A 20,990-nucleotide genomic window follows, 5' to 3' on the forward strand; every position below is an offset into this window, starting at 1 on the left:
CGACCTGTGAGGGCGAAAGGAAACACGCGGCAGTAACGCAAGTTTGTATGTTCCAGGCCGCCCGCCGACCTATTCTGTCGCGGGCGGTTCTGTCTGCCGCCGCGGGAGATAAGAACCGAAGGAGGCTGGCATGCAGGAACCGAAAATCACGCAGGCGATGATCGACGCCTACGACGAGTACACGCATCTGACCCTCGATCGCCGTCGCTTCATGGAAAAGCTCACCGGTCTCGCCGGTTCCGCGGCTGCGGCCGCGGCGATCGCGCCGCTGCTGGCGGCCAATGGTGCCAAGGCGGAGATCGTGGCTGCAAACGACACCCGGGTGACCGGCGAGGACATCACCTATCCCGGCGCTGCCGGCGATATGAAAGGCTATCTCGTTCGTCCGGCAGAGGTGAGCGGCAAGCTGCCGGCGGTCATCGTCATCCATGAGAACCGCGGGCTGAACCCGCATATCCGCGACGTCGCGCGGCGCATGGCGCTCGAAGGCTTCCTGGCGCTGGCGCCGGATTTCCTGTCGCCTGCGGGCGGCACGCCGACGGACGAGGACAAGGCGCGCGAGATGATCGGTGCGCTCGATGCGGCGGCAACGACCGCGAATGCGGCGGCGACCGTGGCATTTCTGGAAGGACACGCGCAATCGACCGGCAAGGTCGGCGCCATCGGCTTCTGCTGGGGCGGCGGTCTCGTCAACCGGCTCGCGGTCGGATCCCCGGATCTGAAGGCCGGCGTCGCCTATTATGGCGCGCAGCCCAAGGCCGAAGACGTGCCGAAGATCAAGGCGGCGCTGCTGCTGCACTATGCAGGCCTCGACGAACGCATCAATGCCGGCATCGACGCCTACCAGAAGGCGCTGAAAGACAATGGCAAGGACGCGACGATCTATGTCTATGATGGCGTCAACCACGCCTTCAACAACGACACCTCGGCCGCGCGGTATGACAAGGCCGCGGCCGATCTCGCCTGGAGCCGGACGGTCGAGTTCCTGAAGGCCAAGCTCGCCTGAGCGCTGCTACGCTCAGGCCGCTGCCGCCTGGAGAATATCGTCGGCGCAGCCGCTGATCGCCGCTGCGAGCGCTTCCATGTCTCGTTCGCGCGGGCTGCTGCGCCGCCAGATAAGCCCGATCTCGCGCGCCGGTTCAGGCGCGGCGAAGGGTACGATGCGGATGGAGTTGCGCGCCGCCTCGGTCGCGATCGCGATCTCGGGGATGAGCGTCATGCCCATGCCGTTGGCGACCATCTGCAGGAGCGTCGTCATCGAGGTCGCGCCGAACGAGACGAGACGGCGCTTGCCGGCCGTGCTGCAGACGGCGAGCGCCTGATCGCGCAGGCAATGGCCCTCTTCGAGCAGGAGCAACTGTTCGACATCCACCTGGTCTTCAGTCAGCGGCGACATCAGGATGTTTCGCTCGTCGTCCGCCATTGCCATGTAGAAGCGGTCGGAAAAGAGCGGCTTCGTCGAAAGTCCGTCGGCCTCGATCGGCAAGGCGGCGACGACGGCGTCGAGCAGGCCCTCGCCGAGATCGGCGACCAGTCTTGATGTCACCGATTCCTTCAGTTCGATCTCGATTGCCGGGTAGACCTGGCGCAGGTGCGGCACCAGCCGCGGCACGAGGTAGGGGGCAAGCGTCGGGATGACGCCGATGCGGATCCGCCCTTCGAGCGTGCCGGAACTGGCGCGCGCGCTCAACTCCAGCTGATCCACCTCAGAGAGGATGGCGCGGGTACGGGCCAAAACCTCTTCGCCCTTGCGGGTCAAGAAGACGCCGCTGCGGCTGCGCTCCACCAGCTTCACGCCCAAGTGGTTCTCCATTTCCATGATCTGGGCGGAGAGCGCCGGCTGGCTGACATGGACGAGTTCGGCCGCCTTGCCGAAGTGGCGAGCGGAGGCGAGCGCATCGAAATAGCGCATCTGTCTGAGTGTAAGCATGATAGGAAAATCTTATCGATTTTTAATTTTTATGCAATTGGAGATTATCGAAGCGCCGTGGGAAAAACCTCTTGCCAGAGCGTTCGGGCTTTGATCGCCGCGCAGTTTGCGCCGGCTGCCGTCGGTCCTGTGCGACCACCCGGACGCGAAACCCTTTGACAGGAGGACGCGATGTCTGATCGACCCATATTGACGACGAGTGCCGGAGCCCCGGTGCCGGACAACCAGAATTCGCTGACGGCCGGCCCGCGCGGCGGCGTCATGATGCAGGACTATCAGCTTATCGAGAAGCTGTCGCATCAAAACCGCGAGCGCATTCCCGAGCGCGCCGTTCACGCCAAGGGTTGGGGCGCCTATGGCACGCTGAAGATCACCGGCGACATCTCGAAATACACCAAGGCCAAGGTTTTGCAGCCCGGCGCCGAGACGCCGATGCTGGCGCGGTTCTCGACTGTTGCCGGTGAACTGGGTGCTGCCGACGCCGAGCGCGACGTGCGCGGCTTCGCGCTGAAATTCTATACGCCCGAGGGCAATTGGGACCTCGTCGGCAACAACACGCCGATCTTCTTCGTTCGCGACGCCTACAAGTTCCCGGACTTCATCCACACCCAGAAGCGCCACCCGAAGACCAACCTGCGTTCGGCGACCGCGATGTGGGATTTCTGGTCGCTGTCGCCGGAAAGCCTGCATCAGGTCACGATCCTGATGTCCGATCGCGGATGTCCGGTGTCGCCGCTGCACATGAACGGCTACGGCTCGCACACCTTCTCGTTCTGGAACGACGCCGGCGAGCGCTATTGGGTCAAGTTCCACTTCAAAACCCAGCACGGCCACATGCACTACACCAACGCCGAGGCGGCAGACGTGATCGGCCGGACGCGCGAAAGCTACCAGGAAGCGCTCTATGGGGCGATCGAAGAGGGCAACTATCCGCGTTGGACGCTGCAGGTGCAGATCATGCCCGAGCTCGAAGCCGAGAAGACGGCCTATGATCCCTTCGACGTCACCAAGGTCTGGCCGCATGCAGAATATCCGCCGATCGCGGTCGGCGTGCTGGAGCTCAATCGCAACCCGGAGAACTATTTCGCCGAGGTCGAGAACGCCGCCTTCTCGCCGTCCAACATCGTGCCCGGCATCGGCTTTTCGCCGGACAAGATGCTGCAGGCCCGGCTGTTCTCCTATGCCGACGCCCACCGCTACCGGCTCGGAACGCATTACGAGCACATTCCGGTCAACCGGCCGAAATGCCCGGTGCATCACTATCACCGCGATGGCCAGATGAACACGTTCGGCGGCATTCAGACCGGCAATCCGAGTGCCTATTACGAGCCGAATTCGTTCAACGGCCCGGTCGAGCAGCCCTCCGCGATGGAACCGCCGCTACGCATCAGCGGCGACATGGCCCGCTACGACCACCGCGAAGGCAACGACGACTACGTCCAGCCGCGTGCACTCTTCAACCTCTTCGATGCCGGCCAGAAGGCGCGCCTGTTCTCCAACATCGCCGCGGCGATGGGCGGCGTGCCGGGGCCGATCGTCGAGCGCCAGCTTGCGCACTTCAAGCGCGTCCACCCGGACTATGAGGCCGGTGTGCGCGCCGCCCTTCACGCGGCCCACGGCTACGAAGCCGACGCCGTCGGCGCGGCAGCCGAATAGACTGGTATCGAGTTCGGCCGCGTGCTGATCTCTGGACAAAAAAAGGCCACGCACCGGCTTGGTGCGTGGCCTTTTCCGCTTTCTGCAGCTCTTACCAGCCCGGCAGCATATGGCTCTGCCGAAGGCGCGGATAACGCGGGAAGCCCTTGATGTCGGCCTCGAGGTCGTCGTTGGCGCTGATCGGCGTGATGTTGTCGAGGCAGGCGGTGATGTGGTTGCTGATCGCGTTCGAAAGCGAGGGCGAAAGGCCCGGACGCTTCATGATGCCGATCTGCACCGGCGCCAAGGCCGGGAAGCCGTCCGCAAGCGTCAGCACCTTCATGCCGGGACGAAGCGCCGATTCCGGCAGGACAGAGACGGCCATGCCGGCCAGCACCGCGGCGGCGACGACCGTCGACGACCAGCTGGTGAACAGGATCTGGTACTCCCGACCCGTCGCATCGAGTGCGGCGCAGGCCGCCTGGCGCCACAGACAGTCGCGCCGGCCGACAGCAAGCGGGATCGGTGCGTTCTCGGGCAGCGGGTGGTTGATCGAGCTCACCCAGCAGAGCGGTTCGGTCCGCACCACGTCCGACGCGCGGGCACGCGGATTGTGCGTGACGAGCGCGATGTCGAGGTCGCCCTTGGCCATCTTCTCGGCGAGGTCCACGGAGGGCTCGCAGATGATGTAAAGCTCGACATTCGGATGCGTCTTGGCAAAACGCATGATGATCTCGGGCATGTAGCGGTCGGCGTAATCGTCTGGCGTGCCGATCCGGAGCGTGCCTTCGAGGCGATTGTCGTCGAAGGAAGCGATCGCCTCGTTGTTGAGGCGGATCATCCGGCGTGCGAAATTGAGCAGCCGGTCGCCTTCGACCGTGAGCCGGTTGCCGCGGCCGTCCTTCATGAACAGCGCCTTGCCGATGCGCTCTTCCAGGCGGCGCATCTGCATGGAAACGGCGGATTGGGTCTTGAAGACCCGGTCGGCCGCCTTGGTGAAGCTGCCCGTGTCGGCGATCGCGACAAAGGTCTGGAGCTGATCGATATCAAGGGGTGCGGACATGGCCGTAATGCATCCATAAGATTGTTTGATGAATATCATTAAAAACATTCGTTGGACTGATCAATAAGGATTTGCGATCTATCGGAAGCAAATTCATCGATCCCCGGCCGGCAATTTCGCCGGCGAATCCCAAACTCTTTGGCCCGCCCCTGCGTTTGATCTCCCCGCAGGGGATGGGCCTCTTCGTGCCTGAAAGGAGAAATTGTCATGCGCACGACACAGCACGCCCTCGATCTCGACCTCGTTGCCGGAACGCAGTCCTATGCCTCCCGCGCCGTCGGCGTGACAGGCATGCTAAAGTCCGTATGGCAGCTCCTCCGAAATCGCTATGCGATCGGCCGTCTGAACGACCTGGATGACCGCCAGCTCCTCGACATGGGGCTGAAACGCGAAGATGTGCGTGAGGCGATTACCTCGCCCTTCTTCGACAATCCGGCGAGTTACCTGACACGCGCGTCGCGAAACCGGGCGAGCCTCTTCTACAAAGGGGCCCGCCACGACTGATCGTCCCCAATGGCGCATCCCGCCGCTTGAGATGTGCCAGTCGAGCATGATCCGCGAAAGCCTGCCGCCGCCGCGGGTCATGCTGCGAAATTCGGTGCCGCTGACCTCAACGGTCGCGCGCCCAAACGTTCCCCGCAGGGTAGAGCCAATAGACCCTGCCGCTTGGCCCGGTGCATGACCAAGACATGCACCGGGCCTTTTTCTTTCCGAAGCTGTTCGAAACAACGCGCTGACGCCCGCACTTGCAGGCGATTGCCGTCCGATGGAGGCGCGGGATGTGCTGACGGGGAGGCTTGGCCTCAGCTCTTCGTGCCGGGGCCGGTCTTGTAAAGGTCGAACAGCGCCTCGACGTTCTTCTGGTATTCTTTCTGCATCTCCAGCCCGGTGTCGAACATGCTGTTCATGACCTGGGAGAATTGGGCCAGCGCCGGATTGTCGGCTGCCGGCTTCTGCGCGCCGGCGGCACCCGCCTGCATCATGTCCTGAAACGCCTTGACGAAGGGGTTGTCGGCAAAGACGTCGGCTGTCTTCGGCTTCTCTTCCTTCTTCGGGGCCATGCCGAAGAAGCCCTGCATCGCCTGGGTGAAGGGGTTGTCGAACGGGTTCGGCTGCGGTTCCGGCTTCTTGGCGAAACCGGCCGCTTCCATCCATTGCCGCATCGCGGTCGCCATCGGGTTGTTGGCAAAGGCATCGCTTGCGGCGGCAAATTGCCCGGTTGTCTGCTTGAACAGCCCGCCCATCAGCGTATCGGCCATCACGGGCAGCATCTGCTTGTAGATCTCCTGGCTGACGCCGGTGACCTGGGCCGCCTGCGCGGCGATCGCGCGCGACATTTCCTTCGAGCCGAACAGTTGCCCGAGAACGCCGTTGCCGTCGGCCATGCCCTGCGGCGTGAAGGCCTGGCTCATGTCTTCGAAGTATTTGGCGTAGTTGCCGCTGCCGAGCGCCGTCAGCAAGGCGCCGAAGTCGTAGGGGTTGGCGGTGTTGCGCTTGAAAGCCGCCGAGAAGGCCGGCAGCAGCGCCGCTGTCGCCTTCGTCATCTGCTCCTGGGCGATGCCGAACTGTTGCGCCATCAGCTCGATGGCCTTGCCGTTCTGCGCCTGCGCGAACATGTCGAAAAGCGGTGCCATCCCAGTTCCCCTTTATGGACGCGCGGCGCTCTAAGCGACGCATATCCTTGCACTATAACGGGAAATCAGGGACTGGGAACCGCTTTTTGAGAGGGCCGCGACGAGCACCGCGCCCCTGTCCGGGCCTTAATACTGGTACTCGGCAAAGACCGGGTCTACGGAGCCGTTCCAGCGGCCATTGTAGAGCGCCAAAAGGTCTTCCGCGAGCGTTGCCTTCTTGGCCAGCGCCTCGTCGAGCGGCGCCAGGAACTGGCTTTCGTCGATACCATCGCCGTTCAGCCTGTTGCGGCGCTTCAGACCGCCGCGCGAAATGGAGATGACCTCGCGGGCAACGTCGTAAAGCGTGCCGGTGCGGAACTTGGCGGCAAGCGCCTGAGCCGGCACGGCGTTGCGCATGGCACTCACCTCTTCGAAGGTCCAGTCGCGCGTCAGTGCCTCGGCGGCGTCGAGCGCCTCGCGGTCGTAGAGCAGGCCGACCCAGAAGGCCGGCAGCGCGCAGATCCGCCGCCACGGGCCGCCATCGGCGCCGCGCATTTCGAGGAAGCGCTTCAGGCGCACGTCGGGGAACAGCGTCGAGAGATGGTTGGTCCAGTCGCCCATATTCGGCTGCCAGTCGGCGACCTCGCCCTTGAGTGCGCCGCCCATGAACTGGCGGAAGGTGATGTGGGTGCAATCGTGGTAGTGGCCGTCGCGCACGACGAAGTACATCGGCACGTCGAGCGCCCACTCCACGTAGTCGGCAAAACCGAAATCGGGACGGAAGGCGGACGGCAGCAGGCCGGCGCGCTGGTTGTCGGTGTCGCGCCAGATGTCGCCGCGCCAGGAGAGAAGCCCGTTCGGCTTGCCGTCGGTAAAGGGCGAGCTTGCAAACAACGCGGTCGAGAGCGGCTGCAGCTTCAAGGACACCTGCATCTTGCGGCGCATGTCCTCTTCCGAGGAGAAGTCCAGGTTCACCTGGATCGTGCAGGTGCGATACATCATGTCGAGGCCCTGGGTGCCGACCTTCGGCATGTAGCGGCTCATGATGCCGTAGCGCGATTTCGGCATGCGCGGGGTCTCATCAAAGGTCCACTTGGGGCTGCCGCCGATGCCGAGGAAGCGGATGCCGAGCGGCTCGGCGACTTCGCGCAGCACCGCCAGATGCTGGTTCGATTCCTTGCAGGTCTGGTGCAGGTTTTCGAGCGGCGCGCCGGAAAGTTCGAACTGTCCGCCCGGTTCCAGCGAGATCGCGCCATTGCCCGACTGTTCGGCAAGGCCGATGATGTTGCCTTCGTCGATGATCGGTTCCCAGCCGCTTTTCGCCGCCATGCCGTTCAGAAGTGCCTGGATGCTGGCCTCGCCGAAATAGGGGACGGGGCTGTTGTCCGCCTTAAAGAAGGCGAACTTTTCGTGCTCCGTGCCGATCCGGAACCGCTCCTCCGGTTTCGAACCTTCTGCCAGGTAGGCGGTCAGGTCAGCGACAGAGGTTACCGGCGTCTGGTCGGTGGTATCTCGGGCCATGAGCGTCTTCTTTTGTTTGGGCGGCTCCCGCAGGTTAGCGGGAGTTGATGGAGGCTGCTTGAACCGTAATCAGGTGCGGTGCAAGTCAATTTCTTTCAAGATCTCATCAAAAAAAGTAGGACATCTTCTTGCTCTGGAGCAAGCACCGCGGAAATGGGTACTGGTGACCCAATCCTGCCCTTGCCGGAGAGATCGTCCCCTTCTAGGGGAGCGAGCGGTGTCCGATTTGCCCGGGAACGACCGGCTATCGCCAGTCGCCGACAGTTGCCTGGATGACCGCCATGGCGGCGACGGCTGCCGTGTCGGCCCTGAGGATGCGGGGCCCGAGCGGAATGGCGGTGACGAAATCGAGGCTGTGCAGCAGCGTGCGCTCGGCTTCCGAGAAGCCGCCTTCCGGGCCGATCAACAGCGCAAGCTTCTTTTCCTTGATGCCGGCGAGGATCGGCAACGGATTCTGGCTGTCGCTGCCTTCGTCGCAGAAAATAATGCGCCGGTCGCTCTGCCAGGTGGCAAGCAGGTCTTCGAGCCGGCGCGGTTCCTCGACATCGGGAATGCCGAGTACGCCGCATTGTTCGGCCGCCTCGATGACATTGGCGCGAACCCGCTCGATGTTGCCAAGCTTGCCCTGCACATGTTGCGTCATGACCGGCTGCAAAGTGCCGGCGCCCATTTCGACGGCCTTCTGCACAAGATAGTCGAGCCGCCCGACCTTGAGCGGGGCAAAGAGATAGACGAGATCGCAAGGCGCCGGCTGGGGGCGCGTCTGCTCGACGGGCGTCAGCACCAAGCGCTTCTTGCTGGCGAAGGAAAGCTCGGCCCGCCACTCGCCGTCGCGCCCGTTGAAGACGAGGATCGAGGCGCCTTCTTCGTAACGCAGCACGTTCACCAGGTAGTTGAACTGTTCCTTGGACGCTTCGTGCGCCGAGCCGGCACTCAAGGGATGTTCGACGAACAGTCGCTGCATGCGAAAATTGGCGCGCATTGAGGAGGCCTTCAGGTGAAAATGCCGGAGAGGATGAAATAAAGTACGGCCGACAGGGCGGCAGAGGCCGGGACGGTGATAACCCAGGCGCCGATAATGGTGAGGAAATGCGAGCGACGGACGAGATGCCGGCGCCGCACCTCGGCAAAGTTGGTTTCCGCCGATTCCATGAAATCCGCCTGTCCCGTTTTTTGCCGGACATATTCGAGCCGCCGCTTGGAATTGCGGATGTACCATTCGCGGAAGAAGCCGACGCCGAAGACGGCGCCGACGGCCGTGTGCGTCGAGCTGATGGGCAGGCCGAGCGCCGATGCCAGCAGCACGGTGACCGCGGTGGCCAGTGCCACACAGAAAGCGCGCATCGGATTGAGCTTGGTGATCTCCTGGCCGACGACTCGGATGAGCTTCGGGCCGTAAAGCAACAGACCGATCGAGATGCCGAGCGCGCCGATCGCAAGTTCCCACAGGGGCGCCGGTGATTTGTCCGTCGTGATGACGCCGTCGAGCGCCGAGACGATCGCGGCCAAGGGACCGATGGCGTTGGAGACGTCGTTGGCGCCGTGAGCGAAGGAAAGCAGTGCCGCCGCTACGATCAACGGCAGGCGGAAGAGTCGGCGCAGCGACTGGTTGCGGTTTTCGAGCCCTTCCGATTGGCTGGCGATCCAGGGCTTTGCCTGCAGATAGACCGCAAAACCAGCGACGCCGCCGGCAGCAAGACCCACGGGCATGGTGATCGCGGCCACCTGAACCAGTGCGATCACCGCGAGATAGGCCATGAAGCAGCCGGCGGTGACGCCAAGGATGACCGGCATCCATCGCCTGGCCGCGGCGATCTTGTCCTCGCGGTAGATGATGAATTCCTTGAGGAAAGCGAGGAGGGCTGCGGCGATGGCGCCGCCGAGTAGCGGCGAGACCGACCAACTGAGCGTGATGCCGGCGAGCGACCACCATTGCACGCTCGAGAAGCCGGCCGCCGCGATGCCGGCGCCGACGATGCCGCCGATGATCGAGTGCGTGGTCGAGACCGGCGCCCCGGAATAGGTGGCGATGTTGATCCAGGCCGCCGCGGAAGCGAGTGCCGACATCATGATCCAGACGATTGCCTGTGGTCCAAGCACGTCTTCGCCATAGACGATGCCCGCCTCGATCGTCAGCGCGACCTGCCGGCCGGCAAGCAGCGCCCCGGCGATCTCGAATATCGCGGCGATGGTGAGCGCCGTCGCCATTGACATCGCCTTGGCGCCGACTGCGGCGCCAACGTTGTTGGTCACGTCGTTCGCGCCGATGTTCATGGCCATGTAGCCGGCAATGGCAGCTGCCGCGATGATGATCGGCGCGCTGGCGGAGCTCGTCACGAAGCTCGCGGCGAAGGCCATGCTCAAGAGCAGGAACAGCCCGGCGAGCGCAGGTGCCGCAAGGCTGCGCTTGACATGTTGCGACGCCTCTTCGGCAAGGCTGAGCTTGTCGAGGTCTTTGTCGATCGTTTGTTTTGCGAGGCGTATGCGCGGCTGTGCCACTACCTGGAACTCCATTGTCACGACGGCCACTAAGGCCACAGCGACACGCATTCAAGTGGATTTGATGGACATCCGTATGGCGCAGGCCGGGAACCCGCGTCTGGCGGCGTCGAATGCTCTTGGAATGCTTGAAAAGGCTAGCCGTTCACAGCCTTCGGCATCGGGCTCGACGCGCTCCCCATGCGTTCACCGAAGGCAAGGATGAGATCTTTCAGAGACGGTTCGGCAACCCGCGAGGCCGCTTCCTTGTAGTCGACCCATTCGAGCTGTCGGCGCCCTTCCTCGGGGAAGTGCTTGCAGAGATCGTCGACTTCCAACGCGTGCACCTGCACCTTGACCGAAATCTTCAGCCCGTGATCCATGCGCTTCTGGTAGAGATAGTAGCCGGCGGTCGCCTTCTGCACATGCCCCTTGACGCCGGCTTCCTCGTAGGCTTCGCGCTCGGCCACTTCATGGGCGCGCTTGCCCTGCATCGGCCATCCCTTGGGAATGACCCAGCGGCCGGTATCGCGGCTGGTGATCAGGAGGATTTCGAGGGCCTTGGTCTTCTTGCGGATCCGATAGCAGAGCGCGGCATACTGCATGCGCGCCGGTCGACGCAGCATCAATTGGACATCGGATGCGAGCCTGTTCAAGAAGTTCAAGGTCGTCTGTGCTCCTCTCGGCGAATCAGTGGCTTTAATTGCTTTGCCGGCCAGTATGGCAGCGTCCTGCAGCGTGTAAATGTCGCGGGCATTCGGCAGCCGGATATGCGGTTTGCTTTCCGCAGAACTGTGGTCCGGATACGACAGGATATGGTGTTTTCGCGGCATATTTGCAAACCGACCGACAGCCATACGTTGTCGTCGGATCACGATTGGTTTCGGGGTGGAACGGTTCGAGATCGCAAGGGCGATTGATTCCGACCGGAGAGGCGGCTGCAGGGTAGAGCCGGGGGACGGGCGCGGGCCCGATCTGTCAGTTCGCGCGGTCGCGCTGCTGCATGCGCAGGCGGGCGATGCGGTTCCATTCTCCGGTGCGTTCCGCCTCGCGGGTGGCGGCGGCGACGAAGTCGATATGGCTCTGCGAGGCGGCTTTCGCCTTCGCCGGATCCCTTGCCATGATCGCCTCGTAGATCGCTTCGTGCTGCACAAGAAGCCGGTCGCGCGCCCCCGGCGCATCGAAGACCGAATTGCGATGGAAGAATATGCCCTGCTGCAGCAGCCGGTAGCAGGCGCGCAGCGTATGCAAGAGAATGATGTTGTGGGCGCTTTCGCCGATCGCCTGATGCAGTTCGATATCAGCTTCGAGTTCGGCGTCAAAATCGCCGGCGCCGTGCGCTCTGCGCATGCGCTCGATGATCCGTGTCAGGATGTCCCGGTCGTAATCCGTCGCGCGGGTGGCGGCGAGTTCCGCTGTCAGCCCCTCAAGCTCGCGCCGGTATTCGAGGTAATCCTGGGTTGCCTTGTGATGGCGCGCAATGAGGTCGATCAGCGGCCTGGAGAAGATCTGCCCGACGACGTCGGCGACGAAGGTGCCACCGCCGTGGCGGCTTTCGACCAGGCCACGCCCTTCGAGTTCCTTCAGCGCCTCGCGCAGGATCGGCCGCGACACGTCGAAGCGCTTGGAGAGTTCCCGCTCGCCGGGCAGACGGTCGCCGTCGCGCAATACGCCTTCGAGGATCAAAAGCTCGATCTGCTGCACGACCTCGTCCGCCGTGCGGCTATGGCTGATACGGGCGAAAAGGTCGATCTGGTCTTCGGTCACGTCTGGTCTCCAGATCACGCGGATTTCGGCCGGGTTTGCCCGAAATCGCGAATGTGGTCGGTTTGCATGCGGCAAGGGCGAAAGGAGCGTCGATGCTCAGCGCCGCTTCCTGTCAGCGCCGCAATCTAGGCAGGTCGCGCAAAGTGGTCAATTTGATTGTCCACTTGGGTGCGTCCGATTGGATGCGACTGACAAAAGTCAAACTGCGGCAATGCGTCCTTTGTTCTTTTGCTCTTTCTGTTGATAAGAAAGTTGTGATGAACGCGTGAGGGGGACAAGGCGCTTCATGGCAAAGGGTAGTTTTGCATTTCCGGTGGCGCCGATGCGCGCTTTGGCCTTGGGCGAGGTTCATTCGCGCCCCTATGCGCTGGTGACCACGCCGCGGGTGATCTTTCAGCTGGCCTTCCTGACAGATGGTGGCTCGATCGTCGATCACGCCGTGCTGTCGGAGCTTTCGCGGGCCCGCGGCATCGCGCCGCCCGGCCGTGACGCCAACCATCACGCGATGCCTTGGGGGCAGGGCACGCTGCGCTGGGAGCGTCATACCGAATTCTCCACCTATTTCTGGGACGCGCCGCCGCCGGAGAAATTCGGCGGCGATGTGCCGATCCATCCGTTCGGCGACGGCTTTTCGCCGCCCGGCTCTCTGATCTCCGGCATCCGCCTCGAGATCCGGCCGGATACGCCCGAGACCCGCGAGGCCATCGGCCTCTTCGATCCGACGAGCCTCTGTTACAGCGAGACCAAGAACGGCCAGGCGGTGATCGTCACCGACTTCCGCCAGAACGGTGACGGCCTGACGCAGATCCTGGTGATCGATCGCGGCATGACGGAAGCCGGTACCGGCGCACTCGTCCAGCGCTTGCTCGATATCGAAACCTACCGGACGCTGGCGATGATGGGCCTGCCGCTTGCGCAGTCGCTGTCGCCGGAAATCCGCCGGACGGAGGACGGGTTGACGGCGGTGACCCAGCGCATGAAGGAAAACGTGCGCGAGGAGGCCGACGACATGTTGGCCGAGATCACTCGGCTCGCGGCCGATCTCGAGGCCGGTGCCGCGCTCAGCCTCTATCGCTTCGGCGCCAGCCGCGCCTATTACGGCATCGTCCAGGAGCGCATCCGCACGCTCGCCGAAACGCCGGTGCCAGGCTACGAGACCATCGGCACCTTCCTCGAACGACGTTTGGCGCCGGCCATGCGCACCTGCCAGTCGGTCGAGGAGCGCCAGGCGAACCTGTCGCGCAAGCTCGCCCGCGCCACGGCGCTGCTTCGAAGCTGGGTCGATGTCGAGCTTGAACGGCAGAACAGCGCGCTTTTGAACTCGATGGACCGGCGCGCCAGGTTGCAGTTGCGCCTGCAGCAGACCGTCGAAGGCCTGTCGGTCGCCGCCATCTCCTATTACGTGGTCGGGCTGTTCGGCTATCTCGCCAAGGCGGTCAGCCACGAGCTGCCGATCGATCCCGGTCTCTTGACCGGGCTTGCCGTGCCCTTCGCCGTTGCCGGGGTCTGGCTGATCGTGCGCCGCATTCGCCGCCACCACGAGGACAGCGAGCATAAGTAAGCAATTCCAGCAAAAGTGTGCAGCGGTTTTGCGTCCGGAATTGCGGAAAACAAAGATGCCAGGCCGGTTCGCCTACTGCTCCCAATAGGGGATCGGTCCGTAGAGTTCGGCGAGATAGTCGATGAAGAGGCGCACCTTGGCCGGGAGGAACTGGCGGCTTGGGTAGACGGCCGAAAGCGTCAGCTGCTTCGAACCTTCCCATTGCGGTAGCACCTGCACCAGCTGGCCGCTGCGCAATTCCGGGCCGATATCCCAGGTGGAGCGCAGTGCAACGCCGGCGCCGGCGATGACGGCGGCGCGCACAATCTCCGAGGAATTGGTGACGAGCGGCCCTTCCGGGTGCCAGACCAGCGCGCCCTCCGGCCCTTCGAGCTTCCAATTGTCGTTGTTATGCGCCGGCAGGCAGAGGTGGTTGGCGAGGTCGCCGATCTCTTTCGGTGCGCCGTTGCGGGCGATGTAGTCCGGCGAGGCGCAGAGCAGCCGGCGGACGGGGGCAAGCTTACGGGCGACGAGCGACGAATCCACCAGTTCGCCGATCCGAACCGCCATGTCGAAGCCTTCCGCGACGATGTCGGTGAATTCGTCCGTCAGCACGATGTGCAGTTTCAGATCCGGATGGTCCTTCATGAACTTGGTCAGATGCGGCGCGATGTGCATGCGGCCGAAGGAGGTGGGCGCCGATATCCGCAGCACCCCGAGCGCATGCGACGAGCGGCCCGACGCATAGGCTTCCGCCTCCTCGATGCCGGTCAGAATGCCGAGCACCCGGTCGTAGAAGCCCTGGCCGGCTTCCGTCAGCGAAATCTGGCGCGTCGTGCGTTGAAGGAGGCGCGTGCCGAGCCGGTCTTCGAGTCTCTTGATGCGCTTGGAGATCACAGCTGGGGAAAACCCCAGCGCCCGCCCCGCTGCCGACATACTGCCGGTGGAAACGACCCGTGCAAAAATCTCAAGATCGCCTAAATTCGTCATCAATCGTTGCCATTATTTCCAAAACGGAAAAGCTCAATAGCATTTGCGAGGCCTCTGTCCTAGTGGTAAAGAAAATGAACCAATCGATATGCGGCGGGAGGAGCTGATGGCGGAGACAATCGGTTTTCTGCAGCCGAAACCAGAGGTTATCGCCCGGCGCCGCGAGATTATCGCCGACCTCTCGGACCTCCTGCCCGAGGGCTGTCTGATCAGCGACGAGCGCGGACTGAAGCCGTTCGAGACCGATGCCTTCATCGCCTATCGCCGCATGCCCCTGGCGGTCGCCTTGCCGGAAACCACCGAACAGGTGGCCGCGCTCCTGAAATACTGCAGCCGCTACGGCGTTCCGGTCGTGCCGCGCGGGGCCGGTACCTCGCTTTCGGGCGGTGCCATCCCACAAGAGGATGCGGTCGTCATCGGCCTCTCGAAGATGTCGCGCATCCTCGATGTCGACCTTTTCAATCGCACCGCCACCGTTCAGGCGGGCGTTACCAACCTCAACATCTCCGAGGCGGTTTCCGCCGATGGCTTCTTTTATGCACCCGACCCGAGCTCGCAGCTCGCCTGCACGATCGGCGGCAACATCGGCATGAATTCCGGCGGTGCTCATTGCCTGAAATACGGCGTCACCACCAACAATCTGCTCGGCGTGAAGATGGTGCTGTTCGATGGCACCGTCGTCGATCTCGGCGGCAAGGCGCTGGATGCGGCGGGCTATGATCTGCTCGGCCTCGTCTGCGGCTCGGAAGGCCAGCTCGGTATCGTCACCGAGGCGACGGTGCGGTTGATCGCCAAACCGGAGGGAGCCCGCCCGGTGCTCTTCGGCTTTGCCTCCTCGGAGGCGGCCGGCGCCTGCGTCGCTGATGTCATCGGTTCCGGCATCATTCCCGTCGCGATCGAGTTCATGGACAAGCCGGCGATCGAGATCTGCGAAGCCTTCGCCCACGCCGGCTACCCGCTCGATGTCGAAGCGCTACTGATCGTCGAGGTCGAAGGCTCCGAGCCGGAGATGGATGCGATGCTCGCGAGCATCGTTGCGGTCGCGCGCCGTCACGGGGTCGCGACCATCAAGGAATGCCAGTCGGCCATAGAAGCGGCCGCGATCTGGAAAGGCCGGAAATCCGCCTTCGGCGCCACCGGCCGCATCGCCGACTATATCTGCATGGACGGCACCGTGCCGCTCAGCCAACTCTCCCATGTGCTTGCCCGCACCGGTGAGATCGTCGCGAGCTACGGCCTGCGCGTCGCCAATGTCTTCCACGCCGGCGACGGCAACATGCATCCGCTGATTCTCTACAACATCAACGACCCGGAGGATGCTGCGCGCGCCGAGGCTGCTGGGAACGATATCCTGAAGCTCTGCGTCGACGCGGGTGGCTGCCTCACCGGCGAGCATGGCGTCGGCATCGAAAAACGGGATCTCATGCTGCATCAGTACAACCAGATCGACCTCGACCAGCAGATGGCGGCGCGCGCTGCCTTCGATCCGCAATGGATCCTGAACCCGTCCAAGGTCTTCCCTCTTAAAGGGCGTCCCGCCGCATGATCGTGCATTTCGAACCGGCCAGCGAAGAGGGGATTGCGACCGTCGTTCGCGCCATGGCGGCGGACAAGGCGTCGCTCGCAGTGATCGGCGGCAACACGCGCTCCGGCCTCGGCAATCCTGTGCGCGCCGATCGGGTGCTGTCGACCCGCCGCCTTTCCGGCATCGTCAGCTACAATCCGGCCGAAATGACGATCACTGCGCTTGCGGGAACGCCACTGCGCGAGATCGGCGAGGCATTGGCCGAAAACCGGCAAATGCTCGCCTTCGAGCCGATGGATCACCGGCCGATCTTCGCCTCCTCGGGTGAGCCGACGATCGGCGGGGTCTTTGCCGCCAACGTATCCGGCCCCAGGCGCTATGTCGCCGGTGCCGCCCGCGACAGCCTGCTCGGTGTGCGTTTCGTCAACGGCGAGGGCGAGGCGATCAAGGCCGGCGGGCGTGTGATGAAGAACGTCACCGGTCTCGATCTGGTCAAGCTTTTGGCTGGCTCGCATGGCACGCTCGGCATCCTCACCGAAGTCACCTTCCGCGTCCTGCCGCTGCCGCCGGCGTCGGAGACCATCGTCGTCTCCGGGCTCAACGATGCCGAGGCGGCGGCGGTCATGGCCGAGGCAATGGCGCAGACAACTGAGGTTTCCGGCGCGGCGCATCTGCCGGAGAGCGTGCGCGGACGGTTCCTGGATGGCAACCTTCCGGATGGTGCAGCCACCGTGCTCAGGCTCGAAGGGCTGGAGGCATCCGTTGCGATCAGGGCTGAAAAGCTGACAAAGGCAGTCGGCCGCTTCGGCGCGGTGACGCGGCTTGATGCATCTCAAACAGCAAGGCTTTGGACGGAGATCCGCGACGTCAAACCCTATGCCGACGGTACCAGGAAGCCGCTCTGGCGCGCGTCCGTCGCCCCGTCGCTTGGCCATCAACTGGTAGCAGCACTGCGGCTGCAGACCGGCGTCGACGCTTTCTACGACTGGCAGGGCGGTCTCGTATGGTTGCGCATGGAGGCCGATCCCGAGGCGGAACTGGTGCGCCGTTACATCAAGGTTCTCGGAGGCGGCCACGCGACCCTCGTCAGGGCCGATGACAGCTACCGTCAGGCCGTTTCATCGTTTGAACCGCAACCCTTGCCCGTGGCACAGTTGAGCGAGCGCGTGCGCGCGAAGTTCGACCCGCACCGGATCTTCAATCCCGGCCGCATGGCCGCGATTTCCTGAGCGCATTCGCAAGGGAACAGGAGAGACAAGCATGAGCGATAAGGGTCCGCAGACACCGTTCTCCCGGGAGACCGATCGCTGGCTGGAGCCGGGCAAGATCAATGTGCAGGTGATCTATGTCCTTTATCTCGTCGGGTTTGCGGTGGGCATCACGCCGATCATCGGCGTCGTCATGGCCTATCTCAATCGCGGCAAGGGCGCGCCGTGGGTCCAGACGCACTATGGCTGGGCGATCCGGACCTTCTGGATATCGCTGCTGTTCCTGTTGATCTCGCTGTTGCTGACGGTGGTGCTTGTCGGCATCCTCGGCTTCATCGCCACCGCCGTCTGGATCGTCGTGCGCTGCGTCGTCGGCCTGCAAAGGGCCGCGCGCGAAGAGCCGATTACCAATCCCGAGGGCTGGATGGTTTAGGCCGGTATGCAACCGGAGACCGGCAAGGTCGAAGGAAGCTGAAAACAGAATGTTGCAATCGACCGCGGCGCGAAGCGCCCGGTTCCGCAGGACGAAGAGTGGAGTTCGCACTTGCAGACCAATTTTACCGCCGCGCAGCTCGCCGATCCGCACGTGGCCGAATCCGAGGCCATTCTGCGCAAGTGCGTGCATTGCGGCTTCTGCACCGCGACCTGTCCGACCTATGTGACGCTCGGCGACGAGCTCGATAGCCCGCGTGGGCGTATCTATCTCATCAAGGACATGCTGGAGAACGACCGGGCGGCCGACAAGGAAACGGTCACCCATATCGACCGCTGTCTGTCGTGCCTCGCCTGTACCACCACCTGTCCCTCCGGCGTCGACTACATGCATCTCGTCGACCATGCCCGCGTGCATATCGAAAACACCTATCGCCGCCCATTCAAGGACCGGCTGGCGCGTTCCGTGCTCGCAGCCGTGCTGCCCTATCCGCACCGCTTCCGCCTGTCGCTGAAGGCAGCCGGCCTTGCCCGGCCGCTCGCCGGACTGATGAAGCGCGTCGCCTTCCTGAAAACCTTTGGCGTGATGCTCGATCTGGCGCCCGCCGTCGTGGCGGAGCCCTCGGCTTCGGCCACACCGGGCGTTCATGCGCCCAAGGACAAGCGTGTGGGCCGCGTTGCGCTGCTCAGCGGCTGCGCCCAGCCCGTGCTGAAGCCGGAGATCAACGAGGCGACGATCCGGCTTCTGACGCGATTTGGTGTGGAGGTGGTCGTTTCGGCCGGCGAGGGCTGCTGTGGCGCGCTGGTGCATCACATGGGTCGGGAGAGCCAGGCGCTCGAAGCCGCGCGCCGCAACGTCGATGCGTGGCTCAAGGTCGCCGACGAAGGTGGACTCGACGCCATCGTCATCACCGCTTCGGGTTGCGGAACGACGATTAAGGACTATGGCCACATGCTCAGGCTCGATCCCGCCTATGCGGAAAAGGCCGCACGGGTCTCGGCGCTGGCCAAGGACATCACCGAGTATCTGGCGACCCTCGACCTGCCGGAACAGGAGGCGCGCGGCATGACGCTCGCTTACCATTCCGCCTGTTCGATGCAGCACGGCCAGAAGATCACGCTTGCGCCGAAGCAGCTTCTGAAGCGCGCCGGCTTCGTCGTGCGCGATCCGGCCGAGGGCCATCTCTGCTGCGGTTCGGCCGGTACCTACAACATCCTGCAGCCGGAAATCTCGGCCAAGCTGAAGGCGCGCAAGGTGAAGAACATCGAGGCGACGAAGCCGGATGCGATTGCGACCGGCAATATCGGCTGCATCACCCAGATCGCCAGCGGCACCAAAATCCCCATCCTGCATACGGTCGAATTGCTCGACTGGGCCTATGGCGGGGCAAAGCCTGAGGGGCTCTGAGACAAAGCAAAAGGCCGGCCACCTTTCGGGAGCCGGCCTTTTTTGTGGGTGGAAGTTTCGGCGTCCTCAGCCGCCAAAGATCTGGCGGAAGATGTCGACGCCGCGATCGTCGAAATAGGTGTCGCCGGCCTTGCTGCCGGGGCCGATGACGATGACTTTCGTGCCGACGTCAGCGCGGTCGTAGAGATGCTCCACGTCCTCGTTCATCATGCGGATGCAGCCGGAAGACATGTTCTGGCCGATGGTCCAGGGCTGGTTGGTACCGTGGATACGGAAGATCGTGTCGCGGCCGCCCTTGTAGAGATACATGGCGCGGGCGCCGAGCGGGTTGTCGATGCCGCCTTCCTGGGTGATCGGCAGGATGCGGCCCTTGGCGGCCTCGCGGCGGCGCATTTCGGCCGGCGGCGTCCAGGTCGGCCATTCGGCCTTGCGGCCAACCTTCACGACACCCGACCAGCCGAAGCCGTCACGGCCGACGCCGATGCCGTAGCGCGTCGCGCGGTTCGGGCCGTCGATGTAGTAGAGAAACTTGTTGTTGGTATCGACGATGATCGTGCCGGGGGCTTCGTCGGTGCGGAAGCGAACCTTGGTGCGCCAGTATTGTTTTGCCGGCTTCTTCGGAGTGGCCACGAGTACAATGTCTGACGACTGGATCTTGGGGCCTGCTACGGGCGCCGGCGTGAAAGCCGAGGCGCTGGCGGCCACAAGAATAGTGCTGGTCGCAATCGCGATTGCGACCACTTTGCTGGCATGACGCTTCATTTACGATTCCCTCTAAACCCTCGTTGCAGGCAGGCTATGCAAAACGCATCGAAGTTCAAGCCCGCGATACATCCGGTAGATCAAACGTGATCACAAAACTTGCCTGTCCTTACGCTGCTGTTGCCTGAAAATCACGCATAGGCAACAGCAACACGGGTGAGGAGAGGGGAATATTCTATGCAGTGCTGCAATTAGATGACGATAACCTTCGTCCCCACTTTCACGCGCTCGTAAAGATCGACAACGTCTTCGTTGCGCATGCGGATGCAGCCGGAGGAAACGGCATAGCCGATCGTCCAGGGCGCGTTGGTGCCGTGGATGCGGTATAGCGTCGAGCCGAGATACATGGCGCGTGCGCCGAGCGGATTTTCCGGGCCGCCGTCCATGCGGGCCGGAAGGTAATGGCCCTTGGCCGCCTCGCGGGTGATCATCTCCTGCGGCGGCGTCCAGCTCGGCCATTCCGCCTTGCGGGTGACCTTGTGGGCGCCGGCCCATTCGAAGCCCGGCTTGCCGACACCGACGCCATAGCGCCGTGCCTCACCGTTGCCGGTCACCAGATAGAGGAAGCGGTTGTTGGTATCGATGACGATCGTGCCCGGCTTTTCCTTGCTCTCATAGGCGACCGTCTGCGGCAGGTACTGCGGGTCGAATTTCGATTTCACCGGCCGCTGGGCGCGCATGGCATTGGCCGGCTGGATCAGCGGATTGACGGCGCGGCGCTTGACCTGAGGTTTCGCGACCTGTCCCTGCTGATAGAACTGTTTTCGGGTGGCCTGCGGAATCTGCTGCCGGTAGATCACCTGCCGCGTGCGCGCCTGCTGTCCGCCGAGCTGCATCACCCAGGGGGCGGTGAGGTCGGGACTGACGACGACGGGCGGCCTGTTCTGATACCGGTCCTGTGCTCCGGCCGGGCCAGCCACGAGGGTCAGAAGAGAGGCGGCTATAAGAAGAGACTTTTTCAACATCGGACGGACTCGCTACCTTTCGCCGAAAATCACTGAAGGGGGCGCAGTCTGCCGGTGAGCGGAATGCTCGAACGGACGGGTTGCGCCTTGGCAATGGGGGCAATCGTGTCATTTGGAGGGCGACCGAATGGTAAACGGTGCCTCGTTAAAAGC

Annotated in this window: 19 protein-coding genes; 8 read left to right on the plus strand and 11 right to left on the minus strand. The window is 63.4% G+C overall.

The window, feature by feature from the left end:
• Positions 1 to 130: 130 nt before the first annotated feature.
• Positions 131 to 1,006: a dienelactone hydrolase family protein gene (locus IB279_RS03905; RefSeq protein WP_034800909.1), complete on the plus strand. Its 876-nt coding sequence runs from the start codon at positions 131 to 133 to the stop codon at positions 1,004 to 1,006.
• Between the two features lie 12 nt (positions 1,007 to 1,018).
• Here IB279_RS03905 and IB279_RS03910 read toward each other — a convergent pair whose 3' ends face one another.
• Positions 1,019 to 1,930, minus strand: a complete 912-nt coding sequence (locus IB279_RS03910; protein WP_034800912.1) for a hydrogen peroxide-inducible genes activator — start codon at positions 1,928 to 1,930, stop codon at positions 1,019 to 1,021.
• Positions 1,931 to 2,101: 171 nt separating this feature from the next.
• Here IB279_RS03910 and katA point away from each other — a divergent pair, with 171 nt between their 5' ends.
• Complete coding sequence (gene katA / locus IB279_RS03915; RefSeq protein WP_113188757.1) at positions 2,102 to 3,586, plus strand: catalase KatA; 1,485 nt, start codon at positions 2,102 to 2,104, stop codon at positions 3,584 to 3,586.
• 91 nt (positions 3,587 to 3,677) lie between these two features.
• Here katA and IB279_RS03920 read toward each other — a convergent pair whose 3' ends face one another.
• The gene (locus tag IB279_RS03920; protein ID WP_034800917.1) at positions 3,678 to 4,628 is read right to left on the minus strand and encodes a LysR substrate-binding domain-containing protein; all 951 of its coding nucleotides are present in this window, start codon (positions 4,626 to 4,628) and stop codon (positions 3,678 to 3,680) included.
• Positions 4,629 to 4,835: 207 nt separating this feature from the next.
• Here IB279_RS03920 and IB279_RS03925 point away from each other — a divergent pair, with 207 nt between their 5' ends.
• Positions 4,836 to 5,132, plus strand: a complete 297-nt coding sequence (locus IB279_RS03925; protein WP_113188758.1) for a DUF1127 domain-containing protein — start codon at positions 4,836 to 4,838, stop codon at positions 5,130 to 5,132.
• 299 nt (positions 5,133 to 5,431) lie between these two features.
• Here IB279_RS03925 and IB279_RS03930 read toward each other — a convergent pair whose 3' ends face one another.
• The 6 genes from IB279_RS03930 to IB279_RS03955 all read right to left on the minus strand — a co-directional run bounded on the left by IB279_RS03930 (position 5,432) and on the right by IB279_RS03955 (position 12,007).
• On the minus strand, positions 5,432 to 6,262 hold the full coding sequence (locus IB279_RS03930) for a DUF937 domain-containing protein (protein WP_060516453.1): 831 nt from the start codon (positions 6,260 to 6,262) through the stop codon (positions 5,432 to 5,434).
• A 126-nt stretch (positions 6,263 to 6,388) separates the two neighbouring features.
• On the minus strand, positions 6,389 to 7,762 hold the full coding sequence (locus tag IB279_RS03935) for a glutamate--cysteine ligase (protein ID WP_060516451.1): 1,374 nt from the start codon (positions 7,760 to 7,762) through the stop codon (positions 6,389 to 6,391).
• Positions 7,763 to 8,006: 244 nt separating this feature from the next.
• Complete coding sequence (locus IB279_RS03940) at positions 8,007 to 8,744, minus strand: 16S rRNA (uracil(1498)-N(3))-methyltransferase (protein WP_060516449.1); 738 nt, start codon at positions 8,742 to 8,744, stop codon at positions 8,007 to 8,009.
• Between the two features lie 11 nt (positions 8,745 to 8,755).
• A complete protein-coding gene (locus IB279_RS03945) occupies positions 8,756 to 10,261 on the minus strand; it encodes an inorganic phosphate transporter (RefSeq protein WP_060584345.1) in 1,506 nt (501 codons plus the stop codon).
• 137 nt (positions 10,262 to 10,398) lie between these two features.
• Positions 10,399 to 10,905, minus strand: coding sequence for an NUDIX hydrolase (locus IB279_RS03950; RefSeq protein ID WP_060516578.1), 507 nt, complete (start codon positions 10,903 to 10,905; stop codon positions 10,399 to 10,401).
• 313 nt (positions 10,906 to 11,218) lie between these two features.
• Positions 11,219 to 12,007 carry a FadR/GntR family transcriptional regulator gene (locus tag IB279_RS03955; protein ID WP_089044715.1) on the minus strand — a complete coding sequence of 263 codons (789 nt, stop codon included), beginning with the start codon at positions 12,005 to 12,007 and terminating at the stop codon, positions 11,219 to 11,221.
• A 286-nt stretch (positions 12,008 to 12,293) separates the two neighbouring features.
• Between IB279_RS03955 and IB279_RS03960 the strand changes: the two genes are divergently transcribed.
• Positions 12,294 to 13,568, plus strand: coding sequence for a DUF3422 family protein (locus tag IB279_RS03960; RefSeq protein ID WP_034800929.1), 1,275 nt, complete (start codon positions 12,294 to 12,296; stop codon positions 13,566 to 13,568).
• A 72-nt stretch (positions 13,569 to 13,640) separates the two neighbouring features.
• Here the strand turns inward: IB279_RS03960 and IB279_RS03965 are convergent, their stop codons facing one another.
• On the minus strand, positions 13,641 to 14,537 hold the full coding sequence (locus tag IB279_RS03965; protein ID WP_034800931.1) for a LysR family transcriptional regulator: 897 nt from the start codon (positions 14,535 to 14,537) through the stop codon (positions 13,641 to 13,643).
• A gap of 106 nt (positions 14,538 to 14,643) precedes the next feature.
• Between IB279_RS03965 and IB279_RS03970 the strand changes: the two genes are divergently transcribed.
• The 4 genes from IB279_RS03970 (at position 14,644) to glcF (ending at position 19,110) form a co-directional block, all read left to right on the plus strand.
• Positions 14,644 to 16,083 (plus strand): FAD-linked oxidase C-terminal domain-containing protein, encoded by a 1,440-nt coding sequence (locus IB279_RS03970; protein ID WP_113188773.1) that lies wholly within the window; start codon positions 14,644 to 14,646, stop codon positions 16,081 to 16,083.
• Positions 16,080 to 17,291, plus strand: a complete 1,212-nt coding sequence (glcE, locus tag IB279_RS03975; RefSeq protein ID WP_113188770.1) for a glycolate oxidase subunit GlcE — start codon at positions 16,080 to 16,082, stop codon at positions 17,289 to 17,291. Before IB279_RS03970 ends, glcE begins: the two co-directional genes overlap by 4 nt.
• 31 nt (positions 17,292 to 17,322) lie before the next feature.
• Positions 17,323 to 17,703, plus strand: a complete 381-nt coding sequence (locus IB279_RS03980) for a hypothetical protein (protein ID WP_113188769.1) — start codon at positions 17,323 to 17,325, stop codon at positions 17,701 to 17,703.
• 111 nt (positions 17,704 to 17,814) lie between these two features.
• Positions 17,815 to 19,110 (plus strand): glycolate oxidase subunit GlcF, encoded by a 1,296-nt coding sequence (gene glcF, locus IB279_RS03985; RefSeq protein ID WP_113188768.1) that lies wholly within the window; start codon positions 17,815 to 17,817, stop codon positions 19,108 to 19,110.
• Between the two features lie 66 nt (positions 19,111 to 19,176).
• On the opposite strand, the gene IB279_RS03990 is transcribed toward glcF, so the two are convergent.
• Positions 19,177 to 19,872: a L,D-transpeptidase gene (locus IB279_RS03990; RefSeq protein ID WP_034800943.1), complete on the minus strand. Its 696-nt coding sequence runs from the start codon at positions 19,870 to 19,872 to the stop codon at positions 19,177 to 19,179.
• Between the two features lie 191 nt (positions 19,873 to 20,063).
• Positions 20,064 to 20,837: a L,D-transpeptidase gene (locus tag IB279_RS03995; RefSeq protein ID WP_034800946.1), complete on the minus strand. Its 774-nt coding sequence runs from the start codon at positions 20,835 to 20,837 to the stop codon at positions 20,064 to 20,066.
• Between the last annotated feature and the right edge of the window lie 153 nt (positions 20,838 to 20,990).

It is taken from the genome of Ensifer sp. ENS06 (genome assembly GCF_014852205.1).
Classification (GTDB): Bacteria; Pseudomonadota; Alphaproteobacteria; order Rhizobiales; family Rhizobiaceae; genus Ensifer; species Ensifer adhaerens.